18 protein-coding genes and 1 tRNA gene are annotated in these 21,331 nt (G+C 51.0%); 7 read left to right on the forward strand and 12 right to left on the reverse strand.

Features of this window, described 5'->3' with window-relative positions; genetic code table 11:
* Positions 1 to 238 precede the first annotated feature (238 nt).
* Positions 239 to 1,042: a 2,5-didehydrogluconate reductase DkgB gene (dkgB, locus tag FQZ95_RS14960; RefSeq protein WP_160530376.1), complete on the forward strand. Its 804-nt coding sequence runs from the start codon at positions 239 to 241 to the stop codon at positions 1,040 to 1,042.
* On the opposite strand, the gene yafC is transcribed toward dkgB, so the two are convergent.
* Positions 1,039 to 1,953 carry a DNA-binding transcriptional regulator YafC gene (gene yafC / locus FQZ95_RS14965; protein ID WP_032302443.1) on the reverse strand — a complete coding sequence of 305 codons (915 nt, stop codon included), beginning with the start codon at positions 1,951 to 1,953 and terminating at the stop codon, positions 1,039 to 1,041. The genes dkgB and yafC overlap by 4 nt on opposite strands.
* Positions 1,954 to 2,193: 240 nt before the next feature.
* Between yafC and FQZ95_RS14970 the strand changes: the two genes are divergently transcribed.
* Positions 2,194 to 2,994: an endonuclease/exonuclease/phosphatase family protein gene (locus tag FQZ95_RS14970; protein WP_001230983.1), complete on the forward strand. Its 801-nt coding sequence runs from the start codon at positions 2,194 to 2,196 to the stop codon at positions 2,992 to 2,994.
* A gap of 77 nt (positions 2,995 to 3,071) precedes the next feature.
* Positions 3,072 to 3,842 (forward strand): class I SAM-dependent methyltransferase, encoded by a 771-nt coding sequence (locus FQZ95_RS14975; protein ID WP_039021716.1) that lies wholly within the window; start codon positions 3,072 to 3,074, stop codon positions 3,840 to 3,842.
* Positions 3,843 to 3,888: 46 nt separating this feature from the next.
* Here the strand turns inward: FQZ95_RS14975 and mltD are convergent, their stop codons facing one another.
* Positions 3,889 to 5,247, reverse strand: a complete 1,359-nt coding sequence (gene mltD / locus FQZ95_RS14980; RefSeq protein ID WP_160530377.1) for a murein transglycosylase D — start codon at positions 5,245 to 5,247, stop codon at positions 3,889 to 3,891.
* Positions 5,248 to 5,318: 71 nt separating this feature from the next.
* Positions 5,319 to 6,074, reverse strand: a complete 756-nt coding sequence (gene gloB / locus FQZ95_RS14985) for a hydroxyacylglutathione hydrolase (protein ID WP_160530378.1) — start codon at positions 6,072 to 6,074, stop codon at positions 5,319 to 5,321.
* 33 nt (positions 6,075 to 6,107) lie between these two features.
* Here gloB and FQZ95_RS14990 point away from each other — a divergent pair, with 33 nt between their 5' ends.
* Positions 6,108 to 6,830 (forward strand): class I SAM-dependent methyltransferase, encoded by a 723-nt coding sequence (locus FQZ95_RS14990; RefSeq protein WP_148048034.1) that lies wholly within the window; start codon positions 6,108 to 6,110, stop codon positions 6,828 to 6,830.
* On the opposite strand, the gene rnhA is transcribed toward FQZ95_RS14990, so the two are convergent.
* Positions 6,827 to 7,294 carry a ribonuclease HI gene (rnhA, locus tag FQZ95_RS14995; RefSeq protein WP_000917883.1) on the reverse strand — a complete coding sequence of 156 codons (468 nt, stop codon included), beginning with the start codon at positions 7,292 to 7,294 and terminating at the stop codon, positions 6,827 to 6,829. The genes FQZ95_RS14990 and rnhA overlap by 4 nt on opposite strands.
* Positions 7,295 to 7,358: 64 nt before the next feature.
* Between rnhA and dnaQ the strand changes: the two genes are divergently transcribed.
* The 3 genes from dnaQ (at position 7,359) to FQZ95_RS15010 (ending at position 9,411) form a co-directional block, all read left to right on the forward strand.
* Positions 7,359 to 8,090 carry a DNA polymerase III subunit epsilon gene (gene dnaQ / locus FQZ95_RS15000; RefSeq protein ID WP_001366128.1) on the forward strand — a complete coding sequence of 244 codons (732 nt, stop codon included), beginning with the start codon at positions 7,359 to 7,361 and terminating at the stop codon, positions 8,088 to 8,090.
* A 132-nt stretch (positions 8,091 to 8,222) separates the two neighbouring features.
* Positions 8,223 to 8,299 (forward strand) — tRNA-Asp (locus FQZ95_RS15005).
* Positions 8,300 to 8,625: 326 nt separating this feature from the next.
* Entirely contained in the window at positions 8,626 to 9,411 is a 786-nt protein-coding gene (locus FQZ95_RS15010) for a hypothetical protein (protein WP_105288520.1), read from the forward strand.
* A 141-nt stretch (positions 9,412 to 9,552) separates the two neighbouring features.
* Here the strand turns inward: FQZ95_RS15010 and ykfM are convergent, their stop codons facing one another.
* From ykfM to tssH, 8 genes are all read right to left on the reverse strand, one after another.
* Positions 9,553 to 10,020, reverse strand: coding sequence for a protein YkfM (ykfM, locus tag FQZ95_RS15015; RefSeq protein WP_032183275.1), 468 nt, complete (start codon positions 10,018 to 10,020; stop codon positions 9,553 to 9,555).
* 9 nt (positions 10,021 to 10,029) lie between these two features.
* Positions 10,030 to 10,944: a hypothetical protein gene (locus tag FQZ95_RS15020; protein ID WP_160530379.1), complete on the reverse strand. Its 915-nt coding sequence runs from the start codon at positions 10,942 to 10,944 to the stop codon at positions 10,030 to 10,032.
* A gap of 42 nt (positions 10,945 to 10,986) precedes the next feature.
* Complete coding sequence (locus FQZ95_RS15025; protein WP_088542374.1) at positions 10,987 to 11,469, reverse strand: Hcp family type VI secretion system effector; 483 nt, start codon at positions 11,467 to 11,469, stop codon at positions 10,987 to 10,989.
* 23 nt (positions 11,470 to 11,492) lie between these two features.
* Positions 11,493 to 12,845, reverse strand: a complete 1,353-nt coding sequence (locus FQZ95_RS15030) for a VasL domain-containing protein (protein ID WP_105288519.1) — start codon at positions 12,843 to 12,845, stop codon at positions 11,493 to 11,495.
* A 10-nt stretch (positions 12,846 to 12,855) separates the two neighbouring features.
* A complete protein-coding gene (tssM, locus tag FQZ95_RS15035; RefSeq protein ID WP_160530384.1) occupies positions 12,856 to 16,290 on the reverse strand; it encodes a type VI secretion system membrane subunit TssM in 3,435 nt (1,144 codons plus the stop codon).
* Between the two features lie 108 nt (positions 16,291 to 16,398).
* Positions 16,399 to 17,814, reverse strand: coding sequence for a type VI secretion system protein TssA (gene tssA, locus FQZ95_RS15040; protein WP_160530380.1), 1,416 nt, complete (start codon positions 17,812 to 17,814; stop codon positions 16,399 to 16,401).
* Positions 17,815 to 17,818: 4 nt separating this feature from the next.
* Positions 17,819 to 18,562 carry a type VI secretion system-associated protein VasI gene (gene vasI / locus FQZ95_RS15045; RefSeq protein ID WP_160530381.1) on the reverse strand — a complete coding sequence of 248 codons (744 nt, stop codon included), beginning with the start codon at positions 18,560 to 18,562 and terminating at the stop codon, positions 17,819 to 17,821.
* Positions 18,559 to 21,327, reverse strand: coding sequence for a type VI secretion system ATPase TssH (tssH, locus tag FQZ95_RS15050; protein WP_160530382.1), 2,769 nt, complete (start codon positions 21,325 to 21,327; stop codon positions 18,559 to 18,561). The genes vasI and tssH overlap by 4 nt, the downstream gene beginning before the upstream one ends.
* Positions 21,328 to 21,331: the final 4 nt, after the last annotated feature.

Here is a 21,331-nt window from a genome sequence, read left to right on the forward strand (position 1 = left end):
GAGCGGTAGTTCAGTCGGTTAGAATACCTGCCTGTCACGCAGGGGGTCGCGGGTTCGAGTCCCGTCCGTTCCGCCACTTATTAAGAAGCCTCGAGTTAACGCTCGAGGTTTTTTTTCGTCTGTATGTTTATTGTTGCCATAATTGCAAAAATCCTCTGCATTTTATGCCCTTTTTCCGCAACAGTCTAAAGTCCATAATCATCTCAGTTAACGAACATAGCATTAAAAGAGGCATATTATGGCTATCCCTGCATTTGGTTTAGGTACTTTTCGTCTGAAAGACGACGTTGTTATTTCATCTGTGAAAACGGCGCTTGAACTTGGTTATCGCGCAATTGATACCGCACAAATCTATGATAACGAAGCCGCAGTAGGTCAGGCGATTGCAGAAAGTGGCGTGCCACGTAATGAACTCTACATCACCACTAAAATCTGGATTGAAAATCTCAGCAAAGAGAAATTGACCCCAAGTCTGAAAGAGAGCCTGCAAAAATTGCGTACCGATTATGTTGATCTGACGCTAATCCACTGGCCGTCACCAAACGATGAAGTCTCTGTTGAAGAGTTTATGCAGGCGCTGCTGGAAGCGAAAAAACAAGGTCTGACGCGTGAGATCGGTATTTCCAACTTCACGATCCCATTGATGGAAAAAGCGATTGCTGCTGTTGGCGCTGAAAACATCGCTACTAACCAGATTGAACTCTCTCCTTATCTGCAAAATCGTAAAGTGGTTGATTGGGCTAAACAGCACGGCATCCATATTACTTCCTATATGACGCTGGCTTATGGTAAGGCACTGAAAAATGAGGTTATTGCTCGTATCGCAGCTAAACACAATGCGACTCCGGCACAAGTGATTCTGGCGTGGGCTATGGGGGAAGGTTACTCGGTAATTCCTTCTTCTACTAGACGTGAAAACCTGGAGAGTAATCTTAAGGCACAAAATTTACAGCTTGATGCCGAAGATAAAAAAGCGATCGCCGCACTGGATTGCAACGACCGCCTGGTTAGCCCGGAAGGTCTGGCTCCTGAATGGGATTAAGCCTCTCTGACAGCTCCTCTGGGAGCTGTTTTTACATGCTCGCTAAGGAAATCGATAAAAGCCCGGATGCGCGTACTTACCGCACGGTCGCTGTAATAGACTGCACTGAATGGCATTTCCACTGGCAACACTTTGTCTGCCATTAACTCCACCAATTCTCCGCGAGCGATTTCTCTGTCGATCATATAGTCGGACAAACACGCAATCCCGTTGCCACTCAGGCAAAGCTGTTTCAGTGTTTCCCCACTATTGGATGACAAACCGTACTTTACCTCATGTAATTGTCCATCACTACAGGCTATCGGCCAGGTATTGAGGGAAGCGGGTTCAGTGAATCCCAGGCAAACATGTTGCTTTAAATCGTCGATCGTTTCTGGCTTCCCGTAGCGGGAAATATAATCGGGGGAGGCGATAATTTTTCGATAACTGTTAAATAACGGCCTGGCACGTAAGCTGGAATCCGTTAACGTACCAGCGCGTATCGCGACATCCACTTTTCTTTCGATCAAATTAATAATCGTTTCGGAGGAGACTAGCGATAAAGTAACTTCCGGATAGCGTTCACGGAAAGGCTTAATTAACGGCATCAGAAAGTGCAGCACCACTGGAGTTGCGGCATCGATGCGTAACAGTCCACGCGGTGTATTACGCGTCTCCATAATTTCTGATTCTGCCGCTGCCATCTCCTGCAAAATTGACTGTACGCGACGAAAATAACGCTCGCCTTCTTCCGTCAGGCTAAGTTGCCGCGTGGTCCGATTAAGCAGGCTAACGCCAAGTTTCATCTCCAGCTTTTTCACCGCCCGGCTTACCGCTGAGTTTGCTTGCCCTAATTGTTCCGCTGCCCGGCTAAAGCTGCCGCTTTCGACGACCGAAACAAAAATGGCGAGTTCTTCCGACGTGGCTTTCATTTTTGCTCCTGTTGCAAAATAGATGAGATATTTTGAATTTATTTGTCATTAAACCATCAGGATGCGTGATATGTCATCCGATTTAATGTTCTCAATAATGAGCAAATTTCTGACCGGTGTAAGCACTTGCTTACATAACAATATACAATTGCTCGTTGAAAGAGTGAGCTAAAATCCCTATAACAGTAGAACCCTCCCGAGTGCGGAAGGGTTGACGTAATAGAGGTTTCAAAGTCAAAAGTGCGAAAAAACACCTATGCCATGCGCTATGTTGCCGGACAACCTGCGGAAAGGATCTTACCGCCGGGGTCTTTTGCGAGCATCGGCCAGGCATTACCACCTGGAGAACCGTTAAGTACCGAAGAGCGTATTCGGATCCTGGTGTGGAACATATACAAACAGCAACGCGCTGAATGGTTGTCGGTATTAAAGAACTACGGCAAAGATGCACATCTGGTGTTATTGCAGGAAGCGCAGACAACGCCAGAGTTAGTACAGTTTGCGACCGCTAACTATCTTGCCGCCGATCAGGTACCCGCTTTCGTGCTGCCACAACATCCTTCCGGTGTAATGACCCTTTCGGCGGCGCATCCAGTGTATTGCTGCCCGTTACGTGAACGAGAACCTATTTTGCGTCTGGCGAAGTCGGCACTGGTGACGGTCTATCCATTACCTGACACCCGCCTGTTGATGGTGGTTAATATACACGCCGTCAACTTCAGTCTGGGCGTGGATGTCTATAGTAAGCAGTTACTTCCTATTGGTGATCAGATAGCTCACCACAGTGGCCCGGTCATTATGGCGGGAGATTTCAATGCCTGGAGCCGTAGAAGGATGAACGCGTTATATCGCTTTGCGCGGGAAATGTCGCTGCGCCAGGTGCGTTTTACCGACGATCAGCGCCGTCGGGCGTTTGGTCGCCCGCTCGATTTTGTTTTCTACCGTGGTCTGAACGTCAGCGAAGCTTCTGTATTGGTTACGCGCGCTTCCGATCACAATCCGCTACTCGTTGAATTCAGTCCCGGCAAGCCTGATAAATAAGGTATGTCAGGTCTGCCACAGGGCAGACCAACGTTTGGCGCTGCCCTTTTATACTCAAACAACAAAAGGACAGCGCAATGACAACACAATCCCACCATGACCACGTAGAAAAGCAGTTTAGCTCTCAAGCCAGCGAATATCTGACCAGTACCGTACATGCATCCGGGCGAGATTTACAGCGCCTGGCGGTGCGTCTGGCTGATTATCCTGATGCAAGTGTACTTGATATGGGCTGCGGAGCAGGGCATGCCAGCTTTGTTGCTGCGCAAAACGTGAGCGCGGTGGTGGCGTATGACTTATCTGCCCAAATGCTGGATGTCGTGGCACAAGCTGCCGAAGCCCGGCAACTGAAAAATATCACCACCCGCCAGGGTTATGCCGAAAGTCTGCCATTTGCCGATAACGCATTTGATATTGTTATCAGCCGTTATTCTGCCCATCACTGGCATGATGTTGGTGCAGCACTGCGTGAAGTGAATAGGATATTGAAACCTGGCGGTAGGCTGATTGTGATGGACGTAATGTCTCCGGGCCACCCAGTGCGCGACATCTGGTTACAGACGGTAGAAGCATTACGCGATACCTCTCACGTACGAAACTACGCCAGCGGTGAGTGGTTGACGTTAATCAATGAAGCCAATCTGATAGTTGATAATTTAATTACAGATAAGTTACCGCTGGAATTTTCTTCATGGGTCGAGAGAATGCGTACGCCAGAAGCGTTAGTAGACGCTATTCGCATTTACCAACAGAGCGCATCGACAGAGGTGAAAACGTATTTTGCCTTGCAGAATGATGGCTCTTTCACCAGTGATATCATCATGGTAGAAGCACATAAAGCGGCATAAATAAAAAAGGCACCGGGGGAATCGGTGCCTTTTATTATCTGGTTTGTCAGGAATCTGGCATGTTGTTGTTTTTCACAAACAACGTCAGCTTATCGCCTGGTTGCAGATTCGCAGTATCGCTGTTCCAGCGCATCACATCTTTGATGTTCACGCCGTGGCGTTTAGCAATGCTTGAAAGCGAATCGCCTTTGCGCACACGATAAGTAATGGTATCGCTGTTGTTTGCCAACCGCTGTGCGCTAATACCTGCGCCAATCGTCAAGCTTTGGCCTGGCTTCAGCTTAGATCCGCGCAGTTTGTTCCACTGCTGCAAATCTTTAGTGCTAACGCCGAGACGTGAAGCGATACTTGAAAGCGTGTCGCCAGAGCGTACGGTGTAAACACGGCTGTTAAGCGGCGTATTGTCGGCAACCAGCGTCGACTGTACAGCAGCAATTTCGCCCGAAGCCAGAGACTCACGCAGTTGATCTGCATGCTTCTTTGGCACCATCACGTACTGCGGACCACTTGCGCCCAGCGTGGAGCCTTTCACGCCAGCGTTGAATGTCTTCAGCTTGCTGACGGAAATCCCCGCCATATCAGCAACCTTCGCCATTTCAACCGGGCTGCTCAGGTGCACACGCGCCAGAGCACGGCTTTCATCAGTCGTTGGCAGACGTACACCATAACGCTTGCTGTTTTTGAGAATATCACTCAATGCCAGCATTTTAGGCACGTACTGCTTCGTTTCCTGCGGCAACGGTAACGACCAGAAGTCCGTGGATTTCCCACGCGCTTTGTTCGTTTTAATTGCCTTCATGACCCGACCTTCGCCGCTGTTATAAGCCGCTACGGTCAGAAGCCAGTCGCCGTCAAACATCTTGTTCAGACGCTGCATCATGTTCAGCGCGGCAGTTGTTGAAGCAACAACATCGCGACGCGCGTCATAATTGCGGGTCTGTTTCAAACCATAATTGCGCCCCGTGCTCGGAATGATCTGCCAAATACCTGCGGCATTGGCGCCAGACGTCGCGTGAGGATCAAAAGCGCTCTCCACTATGGGTAGTAGTACCAGTTCCATAGGCATGTTACGTTTTTTAACTTGCCCGGCTATCCAGTACATATACGGCTCTGCCCGTAAAGTTACATCGTGGAGATAGCTCTTATTGCGTAAATATTTCTGTTTCTGTTCGCGAATCCGGTCGTTTTCCGGAATTCCCATCTTTAGCTCGTCGCCAATGAAAGCCCACAAGTCACCATCTGGCGCGATAGACGTCCCATCGTCCATCCATCGTGCCTGACTTGTAAACTTTGCTGCTTCCCCTTGACCAGCTGCAGAAAGGCTCTGTGCGTGCTGTTGAACGTTGCCGGTACTCTGGCAACCTACGAGCAGGACAGAGGCGAGTAATATCGCTTTTGCCTTCATGTGTGTGTCAATAGTTGCTTAAAAGACGACCGATCATAACGGCGAACGGAGCCGATGACAAGAAAGTTTTATCAGAACCTATCTTTCTTTGACCTTAACCATGCAAAACGCTCTTCAGGTTGTTGCAATAATGTTTCTTCATTAATTACATTAATTAAATCAATATCTTCCGTTCTTAAAAAAACATTAATTTGCCGCTCATTTTTCAGAATTACGGGTAGTGTTATTTGATTTTTTGCCCGTAACTCCTTAACTTTACGATAATAATCATTTATGGACAAATCGTGCGGAAGAATACTCAAAGCAAACTTCATATTTGATAAGGTATATTCATGAGCACAACATACCAATGTATCGTCAGGTAACGCACTTAACTTTTTAAGTGATTGATACATTTGTAATGGTGTCCCTTCAAACAACCGACCACACCCACCAGAAAACAGCGTGTCGCCGCAAAATAGATAAGGTTTACTGAAGTAACAGATATGTCCTAAAGTGTGACCCGGTGTGGCAATTACACTAAATTCATGCCCCAAAACGAAGGCAGTTTCGCCATCTTTGACTACCTGTGTTGTTCCCTTATCTTGTGTCTCTTGTGGACCATACACCACAATTTGCGGAAACTTTTTCACCAGTTCTTTTACGCCGCCAACGTGATCGTGGTGATGGTGGGTGAGAAATATGGCCTCCGGTTGCCAGTTATTGGCGGTAATGGCGTTTAATACTGGCTCTGCGTCTCCGGGATCGACAATCAAGCAGCGACCTGCTTCATCATTCAAAACCCAGATGTAATTGTCATCAAAGGCGGGAATACTGTTAAGATTCATAGATTACCTCTCAGTGTGAAACGGAAGGTTGTGATGAAACCGGCAAGAGTCCCTCAAACTGTCGTGGCTCCTGATTGCTGGGGCGATTTGCCCTGGGGAGAGCTTTATCGCAAAGCGCTGGAGCGCCAGCTCAACCCGTGGTTCACTAAAATGTATGGTTTTCATCTGCTTAAGATTGGCAATTTAAGCGCAGAAATCAATTGCGAAGCGTGCGCGGTTTCTCATCAAGTGAATGTTTCTGCGCAAGGAATGCCCGTCCAGGTGCAGGCGGACCCACTTCATCTTCCTTTTGCCGATAAATCCGTTGATGTTTGTCTACTGGCACATACATTGCCGTGGTGCACCGATCCGCATCGATTATTACGTGAAGCCGATCGGGTATTGATTGATGATGGCTGGTTGGTCATTAGCGGCTTCAATCCCATCAGTTTAATGGGATTACGCAAACTTGTGCCGGTATTGCGAAAAACATCGCCCTATAACAGCCGGATGTTTACTCTGATGCGGCAACTGGACTGGCTCTCTTTGTTGAATTTTGAAGTGTTACACGCCAGCCGTTTCCACGTTCTCCCGTGGAACAAACATGGTGGAAAACTATTAAATGCGCATATTCCTGCGCTTGGCTGTTTACAACTTATCGTTGCCCGGAAACGGACTATTCCTTTAACGCTAAATCCGATGAAACAGAGTAAAAACAAGCCACGAATTCGCCAGGCGGTTGGTGCCACCCGGCAATGTCGTCAACCACAGGCTTAAACTTCGACTTGATAGCCCGTATCTTCCAGTGTGGGATTCATCGCTGCGGCACGAGCCAGTTCATCGCAACGTTCGTTTTCTGGATGACCGGCATGGCCTTTAACCCATTCCCATTTGATTTGATGCTGACCCAGCGCGGCATCAAGACGTTGCCAGAGATCGACATTTTTTACTGGTTTTTTGTCTGCTGTTTTCCAGCCACGTTTTTTCCAGTTATGGATCCACTGAGTGATACCCTGGCGGACATACTGGCTGTCGGTACTCAAAATGACTTCGCAATGTTCTTTTAACGCCTCCAGCGCGACAATAGCGGCCATCAACTCCATACGGTTGTTGGTGGTGCGGGTGTAGCCTGCGCTAAAGGTTTTCTCGCGTCCGCGATAGCGTAAAATAGCGCCGTAACCCCCAGGTCCAGGATTACCCAGACACGAACCATCGGTGAAAATTTCTACCTGTTTAAGCATCTCTGGTAGACTTCCTGTAATTGAATCGAACTGTAAAACGACAAGTCTGACATAAATGACCGCTATGAGCACTGCAATTACACGCCAGATCGTTCTCGATACCGAAACCACCGGTATGAACCAGATTGGTGCGCACTATGAAGGCCACAAGATCATTGAGATTGGTGCCGTTGAAGTGGTGAACCGTCGCCTGACGGGCAATAACTTCCATGTTTATCTCAAACCCGATCGGCTGGTGGATCCGGAAGCCTTTGGCGTACATGGTATTGCCGATGAGTTTTTGCTCGATAAGCCTACGTTTGCCGAAGTAGCCGATGAGTTCATGGACTATATTCGCGGCGCGGAGCTGGTTATCCATAATGCAGCGTTCGATATCGGCTTTATGGACTATGAGTTTTCGTTGCTTAAGCGCGATATTCCGAAGACCAATACCTTCTGTAAGGTCACCGATAGCCTTGCGGTGGCGAGGAAAATGTTTCCCGGTAAGCGCAACAGCCTCGATGCGTTATGTGCCCGCTACGAAATAGATAACAGTAAACGAACGCTGCACGGGGCATTACTCGATGCCCAGATCCTTGCGGAAGTTTATCTGGCGATGACCGGTGGTCAAACGTCGATGGCTTTTGCGATGGAGGGAGAGACACAACAGCAACAAGGTGAAGCAACAATTCAGCGCATTGTGCGTCAGGCAAGTAAGTTACGCGTTGTTTTTGCGACAGATGAAGAACTTGCAGCGCATGAGGCCCGTCTCGATCTGGTGCAGAAGAAGGGCGGAAGCTGCCTCTGGCGGGCGTAATTATCTGTGAAAGGCGATAAAAATAGCGACTTGGGCGATTTTTGCAGCAAACGATTCAAAAGATGAGAAAAACCATTGACGAAGGGTGAGGCAATCCGTAATATTTTCCTCGTTCCCAACGGAACACTACGCGGAGCGGTAGTTCAGTCGGTTAGAATACCTGCCTGTCACGCAGGGGGTCGCGGGTTCGAGTCCCGTCCGTTCCGCCAAATTCACTCATGAAAATGAGTTCAGAGAACCGCAAGATTTTTAATTTTGCGGTTTTTTTGCATTTAAATCCCGCAATTTCTCTGTTCAATGATTTTACTCTGGCGTAAGTGTGTAACTCTCTCTTGTTGTCTCATTTATTAAAATTCAATAATGATATAGAACCATTCAACTTAAATATATTTTTAGAGAATAATTTTATATTGATTAAATGAATGTATATTTCATGTTGATTTTGTTTGTTATTATTTAAGTGGGGTATATAATTAGAGTCCGTTATCAGTGCTAAATATTCTAATCATTATGACAGGCGAGGGAGTGTCCGATTATGAATTCAAAAAAGGTTTGTTGCATATGTGTATTATTCTCGCTGCTTGCAGGATGTGCCTCTCAATCTTCTATTGATGAAAAAAAGAAAAAAGCTCAGGTTACACAAAGTAATATTAATAAAAACATTCCCCCGCAACTGACAGACAAAGATTTATTCGGTAATGAAACCACTCTGGCTGTATCCGAGGAGGATATTCAGGCTGCGCTTGAAGGAGATGAGTTTCGTGTGCCTCTCAATTCTCCCGTAATACTTGTCCAGTCTGGCAGTCGCGCACCGGAAACCATTATGCAGGAGGAGATGAGAAAATATTATACTGTTTCCACATTCTCTGGTATCCCGGACAGGCAAAAGCCTCTGACTTGTAACAAAAATAAAGATAAAAATGAGAACGAGGATGTTGCCAGTGCTGAAAATATGAACTGGATGCAGGCATTGCGTTTTGTGGCTGCGAAAGGGCATCAGAAAGCGATTATTGTTTACCATGATACGTTGCAGACAGGAAAATATGACTCTGCGCTGAAATCAACAGTATGGTCCGATTATAAAAATGAAAAACTGACTAACACAATCTCACTGCGCTATCTGGTGCGATTCACGCTGGTGGATGTAGCTACAGGTGAGTGGGCTGCCTGGTCGCCGATGAATTATGAATATAAAGTGCTTCCACCATTGCCCGGCAAGAATGAAGCCAGTACGACTGATATGACAGAGCAGCAAATCATGCAACTTAAGCAAAAGACCTATAAAGCGATGGTAAAAGATTTGGTTAACCGCTATCAATAATAAATTATATCTGCCGGCAGGGATTTCTGGCGGCAATAATACAAAATTCTTTGCATAAGAAATTTTTTCCTGACAAAGACAGTGCAAAAAAGGACATGGAATCCGGAGTTAAAAACTGTTTGTTTTATAATATTTAACTGCTTAATCTTCCTTGTGAGAAATATAATCATTATTACATTCCATGCCATTTTTAATATAGATTGCTCCTGGGAAAATCCCCGTGTTATTACCGCAGAGGTGATAATTAGCATTGACATATCCTGTGACAAAAGGAGCTATTAAAGGTGCTATTACGATAGCTATTAGTAAAAATATAAGAGTTAGCTGTATTGTTATGTTTGTGGCGAAATTGATTACCTTTGTTTTTTTTATTAAGAATGATTTTATTATCGTTAGTAAAATTACATGAATATTTAACAAGGAAAACGATATGAAACCGAAGAATAGAATCAACATTCTCCAATCATAAAATATTTCCGTGGAGCCTTTTATTATTGAGTATAGAGGTTTAATTCCGGTAAAAAACAAAGAAGCATTGAATGCAGGGAAAAATAACATGGCTATAAAAAACATCGAAAGAAACTCTTTCAATTTAACATGTAAACACATAGTTAATCCTCATATCACGGGGGGGGTGTTAAGAACATACATAAATGGAGTCATGTTTTCCCTTTTCCATTTATCAAGTTCCTGTTGCTGTTTTAGTCCATCTCTAAGTGCATCTTTTAATTTTTCTGATAAATGGTATTGAGCATCGATTTCATTTAAAACAACTGTACACACTATCCCTGTAAGTAAAATTGATCCTCCTACAAGAATTACTGGAAGGCCAAAACTAAGACAGGCAAAAGAAGCCAGGCTTCCAATAGCGGTTGCAACACCGCCTGCAATCACTGCTTTGGCCACATCCATTGAAAAATCACCAAGAAAATTAACCAGATCTCGCTCTGAACTCATAATAAATTCTATGGTTCTCCAGGCTACTGAAAACCAGATACAGAACTTAACTCCTTTTATTGATTCAGATAAAGCTCCTCGCCAGCCAATAGCGAGCTCCAGAACTTGAGGCGCTCGTGAAGAGAAAATATATTTACCGAGCTTTTCTAAAAGCCAAAGGCTGGATGTTGTGATTTTTATATATTTCTCTCCAAGTATTTCAAAGTAACTTGCTTTTGTATACTTTAAGGTATTAAGGTTAAATATAATTTTCCCATTTTCATCAAACTCAGTCATTAATTTACCCGCGTTAACTAACCAGGCTAGTGTATCTTTTATACCTGAAGGATGTGTAGTGATAAAATGAATGTAATCAAATGATGTTATTGGGTTGAGTATTTTTTTTGCAACATCAAATGTCAAAAGAATAACATGATGAGTGTTCTGACGCCTTAACTCATCAATGAGTGGGATGTCGTTAAGATAAGGGTGCTGAGGTACTAGCTGGTTTATCGGCTGAGACCCCCGAAGAATGTCACCCACATAATCAGCCCACTGTGCATTCTGTGTGTTGTTATTATTCCTTAAACCAGCCATTTATCTCTCCGTAATAGTAAGTTATTATGTTATTACAGTATGTTACTGTACACGATCCTGCCATTTACTCATTGCATTCGTCCTGGCTAACGTATGCTCCCAGGAAATATCTTCATAAATAAAGGCAATTCTCTCCTGTGGCTCCAGTTCTTTTTCCAGAACAGCATGAGGTGTGACAAAATCAATACTTGATATCCTGGCTTTTGACAGATTTATTTTATAGTAAGGCTGGTTAATGCCCTCTTTACTGGTTCGGTAGAGTATAAATTCACACGCTGTCATTTTTTCATTGTCACTAAGTGCTTTTGCCAGCAACGGTGAGGATTTATCAACAGGCTTGGTGATGACCAGTTCATGATGATTGACATTCTGACTTCTTGAGATGGAGTGCATTAGCGCATAAACCATGATCTGATCTTTATGCTCTAACTGCGCTTTGTTTCCGACAGAGTCAAGCGTTGAGCAACCCGCTGAAATCAGCCCTTGTGTCTCCCCACTCAAAGATAAATAACTCATATTTGCCATGATAATCTCCTTTAACTAAATAATTATTTTCCGGTCGTGGTCCCGGTTGCCGCCTCTGCCATGACGTTATTCTTCAGCAGCAGCCAGCGGCTTAACACGCCTTCGAGTCGCTCATTAATTTGTTTTTCCAGCGCATCTGTATTCTGCTTCTGTGCACGGGCATCCTGGTACTGCGTCAGCAGGGATTCCAGGGGTGTTTCCTGCCCCAGTCCCCGCTCCGCCTGCCAGATGACATTTTTGATATAGGAAAGGGTTAGTCCCTCTTTCTCGCGCTGCATCACGAGATCTGCAAAAGCATGTAAGTCCTGGCGGGTCTGCAACCAGCCACGCAACTGCGGGCTACTCTGTGCGCGGGTTTTGAGTGCCTCATTCCATTGTGTCGAGGCCTGTTGCTGTTGCAGGCTTTCCGGCCAGCGACTGTCGGCAACACGCATCATCTGCATTCCGGTTTCCAGCGGTTGTACCGGGGAGACGCCAAGAAGCTGTTGCAACCTGCGCTCATAGTTTTCGAGTTCAGGTGAGGCCATCCACACCGTTGCTGCGCCCTGCGCGGTGTCGTTAACCTGTAACAGTTGCTGCTGCACCGGATAGACCTGCCACCACCACAATGCTGAGGCGACAGCCACTGAACAGACGATCCCTGCGATAAACCCTCTTACCGTACTGCCTTGCTTCATCACACTGGCCTGTGGGGGATTTTCTGACAGACTGCGCACTTCCACTTTCATCTCAGGCAGGTCGGGCAGGGGAGGCACTACTGCTTCTGGCGTGGAGGAAGCCATTGTTTCCGGTGCATAAATCAGCGTTCTGACCGTGGTCTGTGAGGTGTTCTCGGCGTTACTCTTCGGCTGGGGTTCAAGCCGTTTACGCGTGTTCTGCATAAAATAGAGCAGATTCTCCACGCGCGGAACGCGCTTCAGCTCTACCTGCTGGAGTTTGTCGCAGATAAGCTGCAATGCCCGCTCCGTGCGGTAGATCAGTGGTAGGTCGGATTCCGCAAAGGAGATTTGCTGACGCAGAATATTGCCGGTTCGGGAGTTAAACCAGTCCAGCATTTCAGTACGCGCCGGGCCGCCCTGCGGCCAGAACTTATCCCAGTCGTGGCTTACCATTGCCGCCAGCAGTTCCGCACCTTCGCAAAAGCCCGCCAGTCCCTGTGTCCGTGTCCGTGCAAGCGTATAGTAGGTGGCGGTGTGTAAATCCACACCGTTAGCTTTAAAAATCGCCAGCGCCAGCGACTCCACCAGTTTCCAGTTCAGCTCAGGCTGTGACGGGTGGCTGGCTTTGTTTATTTCCTCGCGGATGGCGCTGAATTCCGGCAGCCCGCGCGGGTCACTGCCGGTAACGATAGTTTGTGTCAGTACGTTACTATTCATCCCTGCCTCCTCAGTACAGTGTGTCTGACAGACCAAACTGGCTGAACAACCCACCGCTGAACGGGTTATCCTCGGTGTCGGTATGCACACGGTAGGTCATCGCGCCACCGTCCACGCTAAAGCGCACGGTAAAGTTGCCATCCTGTACTCCGGTCAGTTGTCCGGCCCCGAACAGGCGGAACTGCGCCCACGGCCCGCTGAAGCTGATACTGCGCGGTGCGCCGCCGCTGGCACCAACCAGCGTCAGTTTGCTTTCGTTGCCTTCGCGCATATTGTTAGGCCAGACCAGATGGGCGGTATAGTTACGGCCCTGGCTGTAATCGACTAACTGGCCGTCAAGGTTCAGTACGCTGCGGCGTTTGTTGCCGGAAAGCGATACCGTTTCCACGGCAAAGGATGTTCCCAGACCGTTCTGTTTGCTGAAGAAGATGTCACGGATTTTCTGCGCGGTTTCCAGTTGCGCAATAATATCTTCGCGGATAATGACGCTGTTATCGCCGTCTTCCAGGCTCAGATCATTGTCGATAAACAGTTTCAGGTTCTGCTGGTAGAAGGTATCCAGTATGCCATCCGGTTTAAAGAATCGTTCGAAGGCATCCAGTGAGGCATCCTGTGCAGAACGTGGATTAAACGGATAGTTATTTGCCAGTTGCTCGTTAAACGGTTTCACCACGCTGTCGCGCCAGTCCACTTCCATATAGTGAACGGCTTCCACCATCACCACATGCCAGGCCCGGTCAGCCAGCCTGCCTACCCAGCGGTTGAGCGGAGCAGGCAGTGTTTTTGCCATCTGGCGGGTGGCGAATATTGGATCGCTGCTGTTCTGATCAAGCCTTAACTGCACGGCTTTCAGCGCCGATTTCCCTGGTACAGGCGCGTTCTGGATTGCCAGCAGGTAGCGGTGTAACTCGGTGAGCTGCTGGTATACGGCCTGCATCGTGCTTTCTTTGTCTTTCTGTACTGTCAGGGTACTGTTTTCCGGGGCGAATTCATGCCCGAGGCGGGTGAGTAACTGGTAATCCGGCTCTGCCAGGGCCTCATCCCGCTCTTTTGCAGAGAGTTTTTCAGAAAAGACGCCTGGCTGGGTGTTGTCACGCAGCACGGTCAGCGCCCGCTGCAAAGGCTGGTCGCCGCTGATAACCTGCTCCAGAGTGCCAGTCAGTTGTCCAATGGACTCAAAATTGCGGATATTGAGATTGTCCATCCCGGCCCGCCAGGTGGCGGTGTAGTCGCTGATATACTGCTCGGTCAACTGGCGCTGAATTTCCGCGCGGTCGGCGTCACTGTATTTCACGCTGCGGGTGAGGTTGAGTACCCAGGAATCCATCGCCGTCAGTTCAACCAGTTCATCGCGCTGTTTTACAAAATAGCTTTGCAGGCCGTAACGGGTAAGAAACTGTGGAACAACCAGTTTGTTATCATCGGCAGATGTAAACACCTGGTCAAAGGTTGGCCCTACCTGGTCACGCAGATTGAGGTCAGCAGGAAGAACGCCCAGCGCCCGCGTTTTCAGGCTCTGGTAAACCCGCTGGTAGACAGGCAGTTTGCTCAGTTCTTTCTGTGCTGTCGCAACAGGCTTGTCATATGGCGTCCAGCGGCTGATGGCATCACCGTCGTCCGCCTGACGCTCTGCATGCCAGTCAGTATGAGCCAGCGCGTAGTCAAGATGGGACATCAGTTGTGCCTGGATATCGCGCTGGCCGTGGAATTTTTCGCTCCAGCGTTTTGCCATATACTGCTTCACCACCTCATTGTTACGTCCGCTTTTGTCCTCCAGCATTCGCATCACGCGTAGCACCGCGAGTTTTTCCTCACTCTCCGGCGGTGCGGCGTTCATCGCTTTGACCAGCCCGTTAAACAGCGAGGGCAGGTAACGCTGCTCCAGCAGTTGCAGATAGGTCTGTTCCACATAAGGCCCGATACGTCGCCCCTGGTACAGTCCCATATCGGCCAGGCGGCTGCGGTCACCCCAGTCGCCATAGGCCAGTGTGGCATCGCGTACCGGGTTCAGCAGCGGCAGTTGTAGGTTACCAAAGTCATCTTCCCCCTGCGGAGGCGGCACGTCCATAAAGGCTTTGGCCTGCTTAAGCACGGTGATGCCGGACTGATAGTTACCGTTGTAATAGTGATTCCAGCCGGTGATGAGCAGCAGTGCCGCCACGCCGCCTGTGGCAGAGAAAACCGTCAGGCGGCGACGGGAACGCATCAGCCAGGCGCGGCTCTCTGTTGCCAGATTAGGCTCTGCGAGTAATGCCTGCGGGAACAGGCTGCGGGTGAAATAAGGCGCGGTGTCCACCAGAGGCCAGGACGCCAGTGGGTTATTGCCCAGTCGGTACTGGCGGGCAGCAGACTGGGTGAATATATCATCCATCTGTCCACGCTGAAGCGAAGAGGTGAGATAGACACCACGCAGCATCACGTTCATATTTTCGCCGTCAAGCAGACCCTCCAGCAGTGATATCAGCGGTTCACGGCTTCCCTGCATCTGGCGGGAAAAACTAAATAAAGACGCGCGGGTGTGAGTCTGGGTGACCATCAGATCCGGCAACGCCAGATTCATTCGATCCGCCCATGTCTGCCAGAAAGCATTCAACTCTGTTCGCCAGTCATCATTTTCATGAGCACGGCGGGTGAACGTAACACCCAGAATCGCATCGCGATCCTGTCTGTTCAGTGACTGAAACAGGGCGGCAAAACCCTGCAATAAATCAAGCCGGGTCAGTACCACGTAAACCGGTAACTGGCAATGAAGATGCTGGCGTATATCCTGTAAGCGGCTGCGCAGCGTCTGTAACAGATGCTCGCGGCGGCGTTTGTCTGCGGTCAGCAGATCGGGTAAATCGAGTGTCAGAATAATCCCGTTCAGCGGCTGGCGCGCGCGCTTTTCCTTCAGCCAGCCGAGGGCATGTTCCCACAGACGGCGATGCAGGATATCCGCATCAGCGGGAGCGCAGAGTGTGCCGTCGATATCAAAGATCACCGCCTGTTTACCGACATGGGGCGTGAGGTACAGGCGTTGTTCTGCGCCGTGCGCGCCCTCCGGGGCATAAATAATGTCTGACGGAAACCCCTCGCGCAGCAGTGTCGTTTTGCCACTGCCCACAGGACCGATGACCATATACCACGGCAACTGCCACAGGAAACGGCGGTTGTCGAGATGGCGTTGCAGGCGCAGCAGCCAGCGGTCGAGGTAACGCTGCTGGGCGTTCAGTTCCACACTGAGCGGATCAACGGCTTCCTCGCGCTGTTGCTTTTGCATTTTTTCAAGCTGTTGCAGGCGCTTCATTACCCGGACGGTAAGCCACACCAGGGCAATAATCCCCCACGCCGCCGTTGCCAGCCAGCGGTTCGCCAGTGGTTTGAGCCACTGCTCTTCATCCAGCGTCCATGCCGGGCCTTTCCACCAGATCCATACCAGCAGGAAAATCCACGCCAGTATCAGCAGCCAGAATGCAGAAACTTTAAACCGGGGCATCGCCGGGCGCAGGGCTGATTTGAGTCCGCTGAATAGTCGGGGTGTTGGTAATCTGAACACAAAAACTCCTGTTCTCTTTTATTGTTCTGCCGTGAATTTTTGTTCTAGCTGCTCAAGCAGGGACGGCTCCCAGTCTGCCACCATCATCTGCAATCCCATCCTGAACAACATCCGGTACTGCTGCTGCGCAAGCTGTACCAGCCCCGCCTCTTCCATAAGCTGCGCGCCAAAATACTGCCGGTGAAACTGGTCGCGGGGTTCACCGGCGGGCAACGTATCCAGATACCGTAAGGCGGCTTCCAGCCCCTGTTCATCAAAACACAACCGCGCAGCCTGAATATCTTCATTACTCACCTGTATGACTGGCGCGGCCTGGTTACCTGGCTGAGTTGCAAGCCATTGCTTCGTTTTTTCAGAAACAAACGGTGTGTGGTCGTTAAACAGAAGATCAGCGAGCGCGGGCAGACGGCCAAGAAAGGAAACAACTTCATCGCGGATGGCATCGGCCACAGCGGTATAGCCAAGACGGTGCGCCGTCTGTGCGGAAATGCAGTGACCGTCCAGCCAGTAGGGTGCCAGCAATACGCTTTTTTCCACCTGCTGCCACAGCGCCATATCGGCACTACCGAGCTGAGCATGGTAATCAGCCACCATATCGGCAGAGACCGCAGCCAGTGGGGTACGTCCATCGCTTTCCGCCTGGGGCGTACTGGTGATGGATTGCCACAGGGCATGGCGACGCAGGCGATAGCCCTGCGGCGAGTCCGGCTGGCGTTCACATAAAATGGCCGCCACTTTTAACAGCGTGTCGCGCCAGGCTTTGTCGTCGTGACTGTCGATGGCGATCTGTGGAGCCGGAGCACTGGTTTGCGTCATGCTGCTTTCAGACGTGGCGGTGGTCTGTGGTGAACTACCGGAGGCCGCCAGAGCGGGGACAGGAGCCGGTGCCGCACGATTAAACGCACGCTGGTACAGGGCAAAAAGATCATCAGTAGCCTGTGCCAGTTCCGGGGCGTTATGTGACTGCCAGCACTGCGCCAGTTTCGCCAGTTCACCTAATAGTGCATCGCGCTGCGCTGTGGCGGCGTTCTGTGAAAAGCCTTCAATACCTGTTTCAAAACGTTTAATGATCTGGCTGGCAAAGCGTTTTTTATGCGCCATATTCTGCGGCGCGGCCACAGTCCAGTAATGTTCCACGTATAGCGCCAGCAGGCGCAGTGCCAGCAGTGGATCACCGGCATGTTGCAGGGTTCTGAGCAGGTGTGCCAGCAGACGAAAATCCTTACTCTCCGAAGCCAGAATGACCAGCCCCCGGCGCTGGAGTTCCGGGATATCCAGTTGGCTGTGGGCCAGTGAACCCAGTTTGACGATTTCGCCGTCGATATACTCCCAGTCCGGGTTGTCATCTTTCAGCGCCGATGCCAGTTTCTCTTCCGGCAGGTTTTCCAGCAGGTGCGATATCCAGACATTCGGATCGCGTAAGTCCATTGCCATATTTTTATTCTCCCGCCCAGTGGCAGGCATCGCGCAGGGGAGCAATCGCCCTTGCCAGCCCGTCAATGTTAAAGGTCAGCTTTCCGGCGGCGTTATCTGCGCCGGTATCCACCGTCAGCGTTTTTGCGCCGAACAGTTGCTTAATTTCATCAATCCCGGACAGCCCCCGGCTGGACTCCAGCAGGGTGCCGTTCTCGCGCACAAACCAGTGGCTGCGCAGTACCCGACTGTCGGCATTCAGGGTGACGGCGATATCATGGACATCCAGAGGGTGCACCAGCGCCACCTGCATCCGGGTGATATTGTCCACACAGCTGAACATCAGCACCGGGCGAGGCGGAACATGGCCGATAGCCGGGGTGGTTACCACCACCGTCGGGCGTTCTCCCGGCACCTGCGTCACCAGCAGCTCTGTGGTGTTGCCCTGGCGGCGTTTTTCCTGCTCTGTGGCGCGGGTCCAGGCCTCGCCCACAAAACCGGCTTTGACCAGCGCCCCGTCAAACCCTGACGGGGAAAGGGGTGCCAGCAGGCGGTCATAGCAGTCAAGCCGCTCCAGCGCCGCGGACTCCCGCCGACAGGACTGCATGGCCTGTAACGTGGCTGTCGCATCCGGCGGTGTCGCTGTGGCGACAGCTATCGCCACACCGGCCATTGACGATGTTTCTGCGGGCGCGGCACTGGCGGGTAAGCCCGCCATCAGGCCCGCAATAAACCATCCTGTCTGCCGGAAAACGCGCAACCTGCTCATAAAACCGGTTCATCCTCTGTGACGGACTCGTCGTCCTGAGCATCTTCCACGTCTGCCGTGAACGCGCCGTCTGCCGCCGACAGGCGGATGCGGGCAATCGCCGTGTTGGCCGCCATTTTCTGCAACAGCAACAGGGAGAGTGGCGGCAGCATGTCGCCGTCAATGACCGATTCGAGCATCCTCGCGCCGTTTTCCGCTCGGGTGACGCGGCTCATAATTTCGTCCGTCACTTCCGGCTCAATAATCACTTCCGCACCAAAGCGACTGCGCAGCACGTTATCCAGACGGGTGAGTTTCCCGGCAATAATGGTGGCGAGCGTCTCTTTCGACAGCGGCAGGTAAGGCACCACTTCCATGCGCGCCAGCAGGGCGGGTTTAAAGAAGTCCGCCAGCACCGGATAGAGGGCTTCCTGCATGGTTTCCGGGTCATCGGCGTGTTCGACAATCACCTGGTAGCCAAGGTTGGAGGTGAGGAAGAAAACGATATTTTTACAGTCAATCAGGCGGCCTTCACCGTCTGCCATCTCGCCCTTGTCAAACGCCTGGTAGAACAGGTTGAGTACATCCGGGTGTGCTTTTTCCACTTCATCGAGCAGCACCACCGAGTAGGGTTTCTGGCGGATCGCTTCGGTCAGCACGCCGCCTTCGCCATAGCCGACATAGCCCGGAGGGGAGCCAATCAGCCGCGAGACGGTGTGTTTCTCCTGGAACTCGGACATATTGATGGTGGTCAGGTACTGGCGTCCGCCGTAGAGCAGCTCTGCCAGTTGCAGGACGGTTTCGGTTTTACCCACGCCGCTGGGGCCAGCCAGCAGGAACGCGCCAAGCGGGCGTCCCGGACGGCGCAGGTCGGCGCGTGCGGTCAGCAGATGTTTATGCAGGCTGGCAATCGCCAGGTCCTGGCCTTTGATGGTGTCGCCCAGCCATACTGGCAGGTCGGTGATGACCGACATTTCATTCTGCGACAGGCGGTTAAGCGGCACGCCGGTCCATTCGGCAATCACCGCCGCAATCTGTTTTTTATCGACGTGCGGGGAGACCAGCAACCGGTCGTTATGCAGGGCGTCCAGTTCGGCAGTAAGCTGTGCTAGCCGTTGTACCGGGGAAACTGTTTCAGCGGTTTCTTCCGGCTGTGCGCTGCCAGCTTCATCAGCCGGTGCGGCACCGGTATTATCCTGTTCTGATTCTGATTCTGATTCTGATTCTGATTCTGACTCTGACGACGTATCCACTACGGCATCTGTGTCCTCTGCCACGCCCAGCAACTGCTGGCGCAGCGCGATAATTTCCTGTACCAGCGTCTGTTGCTGATGCCAGGCGGCTTCCAGTTCATCCAGCGCCGTCAGCGTTTCATCGTACTGCACCAGCACCTCCGTCATCCGCGAGGTGTCGGTACGCAGCCCGATGCGAAGCTCGCGCTCAAGCTGGCGAATTTCCGCCTCCTGCTGGTGGCTCAGGGTGGTCAGCGCTGAGATTTGCTTTGGTGGCGATGACAGGTTGATTGCCACGCGGGCGCAGGCCGTATCCAGCACATCAATCGCTTTGTCCGGCAACTGACGCCCTGAGAGATAACGCTCACTTAATGTCGCAGCGGCCTGCAAGGCGTCATCATCAATCAGCACGCCGTGAGACTGTTCATAGACCGCCGACAGACCACGCAGAATAATGGTGGCTTCGGCGGCGTTGGGTTCGCTGACCTTCACCAACTGGAAGCGGCGCGACAGGGCAGCGTCTTTCTCGAAGTATTTTTTGTACTCGCTCCAGGTGGTGGCGGCGATGGTTTTCAGCTCGCCGCGCGCCAGCGCCGGTTTGAGCAGGTTGGAGATATCCAGCCCGCCCTGCTGGTTGCCCGCCCCAATCAGGGTATGCGCTTCGTCGATAAACAGAATGACCGGCACCGGGGAGGAAATGACCTCCGCCATCAGCCCCTTGAAGCGTTTTTCAAACTCGCCCTTCACCGATGCCCCGGCCTGCAATGCGCCCAGGTCAAGGGTCATGATATCGGTGTTTTTCAGTTTGTCCGGCACCTGGCCTGCCACGATGCGCAGCGCCAGCCCTTCAATCAGCGCGCTTTTACCCACGCCTGCTTCGCCCACCACCACCGGATTGTTTTTACGGCGGCGGCAGAGAATGTCGATCATCAGGTCGATTTCGTGGTCGCGGCACAGTACCGGGTCAAGCCTGCCGTTACGGGCATCTTCGGTCATGTTTTTGGCGTAGCGGGCAAGCTGGGTGTCAGCAGCATCCGTCAGTGTGCCTGCGCCTTTACCGTCTGCATCCGGCACGACTGATTCCGCCGACTCCTGTGTCCACTGCACAAAGTCCTGTTGCAGACGGTCACGGTTAATGCCGGTCAACAGCCGGGCGGCAGCAGGCGGTATATAACGCAGCGGCGAATGCAGCAGGGCCAGCAGCAACACGCCGCCGCGCAGTTCGCTGTGCGGCATCTCAGCCGACGCCAGCAGCCAGCCCTCTTTCAGCCACTCAACCAGCATCGGGGAAAACGCCGGGTAGCTGTCCGCAGAACGGGCGGTTGTGTAGTTCTCCACCGTCAGCGCCTGGCGCAACTCTTCCATGCCAATATCGCCCTGGCGGGTAATAACCCGCAGGTCACTGCGTGGCATGGCGAGCATCTGAATAAGCACATGGCTGACGGTAATTTCCGCTGCCTGCTGGCTCATACATTCAGAGGCGGCCATCTCCAGCGCCTGGCGGGAGAACAGGTTAAGCCGTTTTACCAGCGTGGGAAGATCAATCTGGATCATAAAC

Source organism: Escherichia sp. HH41S (assembly GCF_009820115.1).
Classification (GTDB): domain Bacteria; phylum Pseudomonadota; class Gammaproteobacteria; order Enterobacterales; family Enterobacteriaceae; genus Escherichia; species Escherichia coli_F.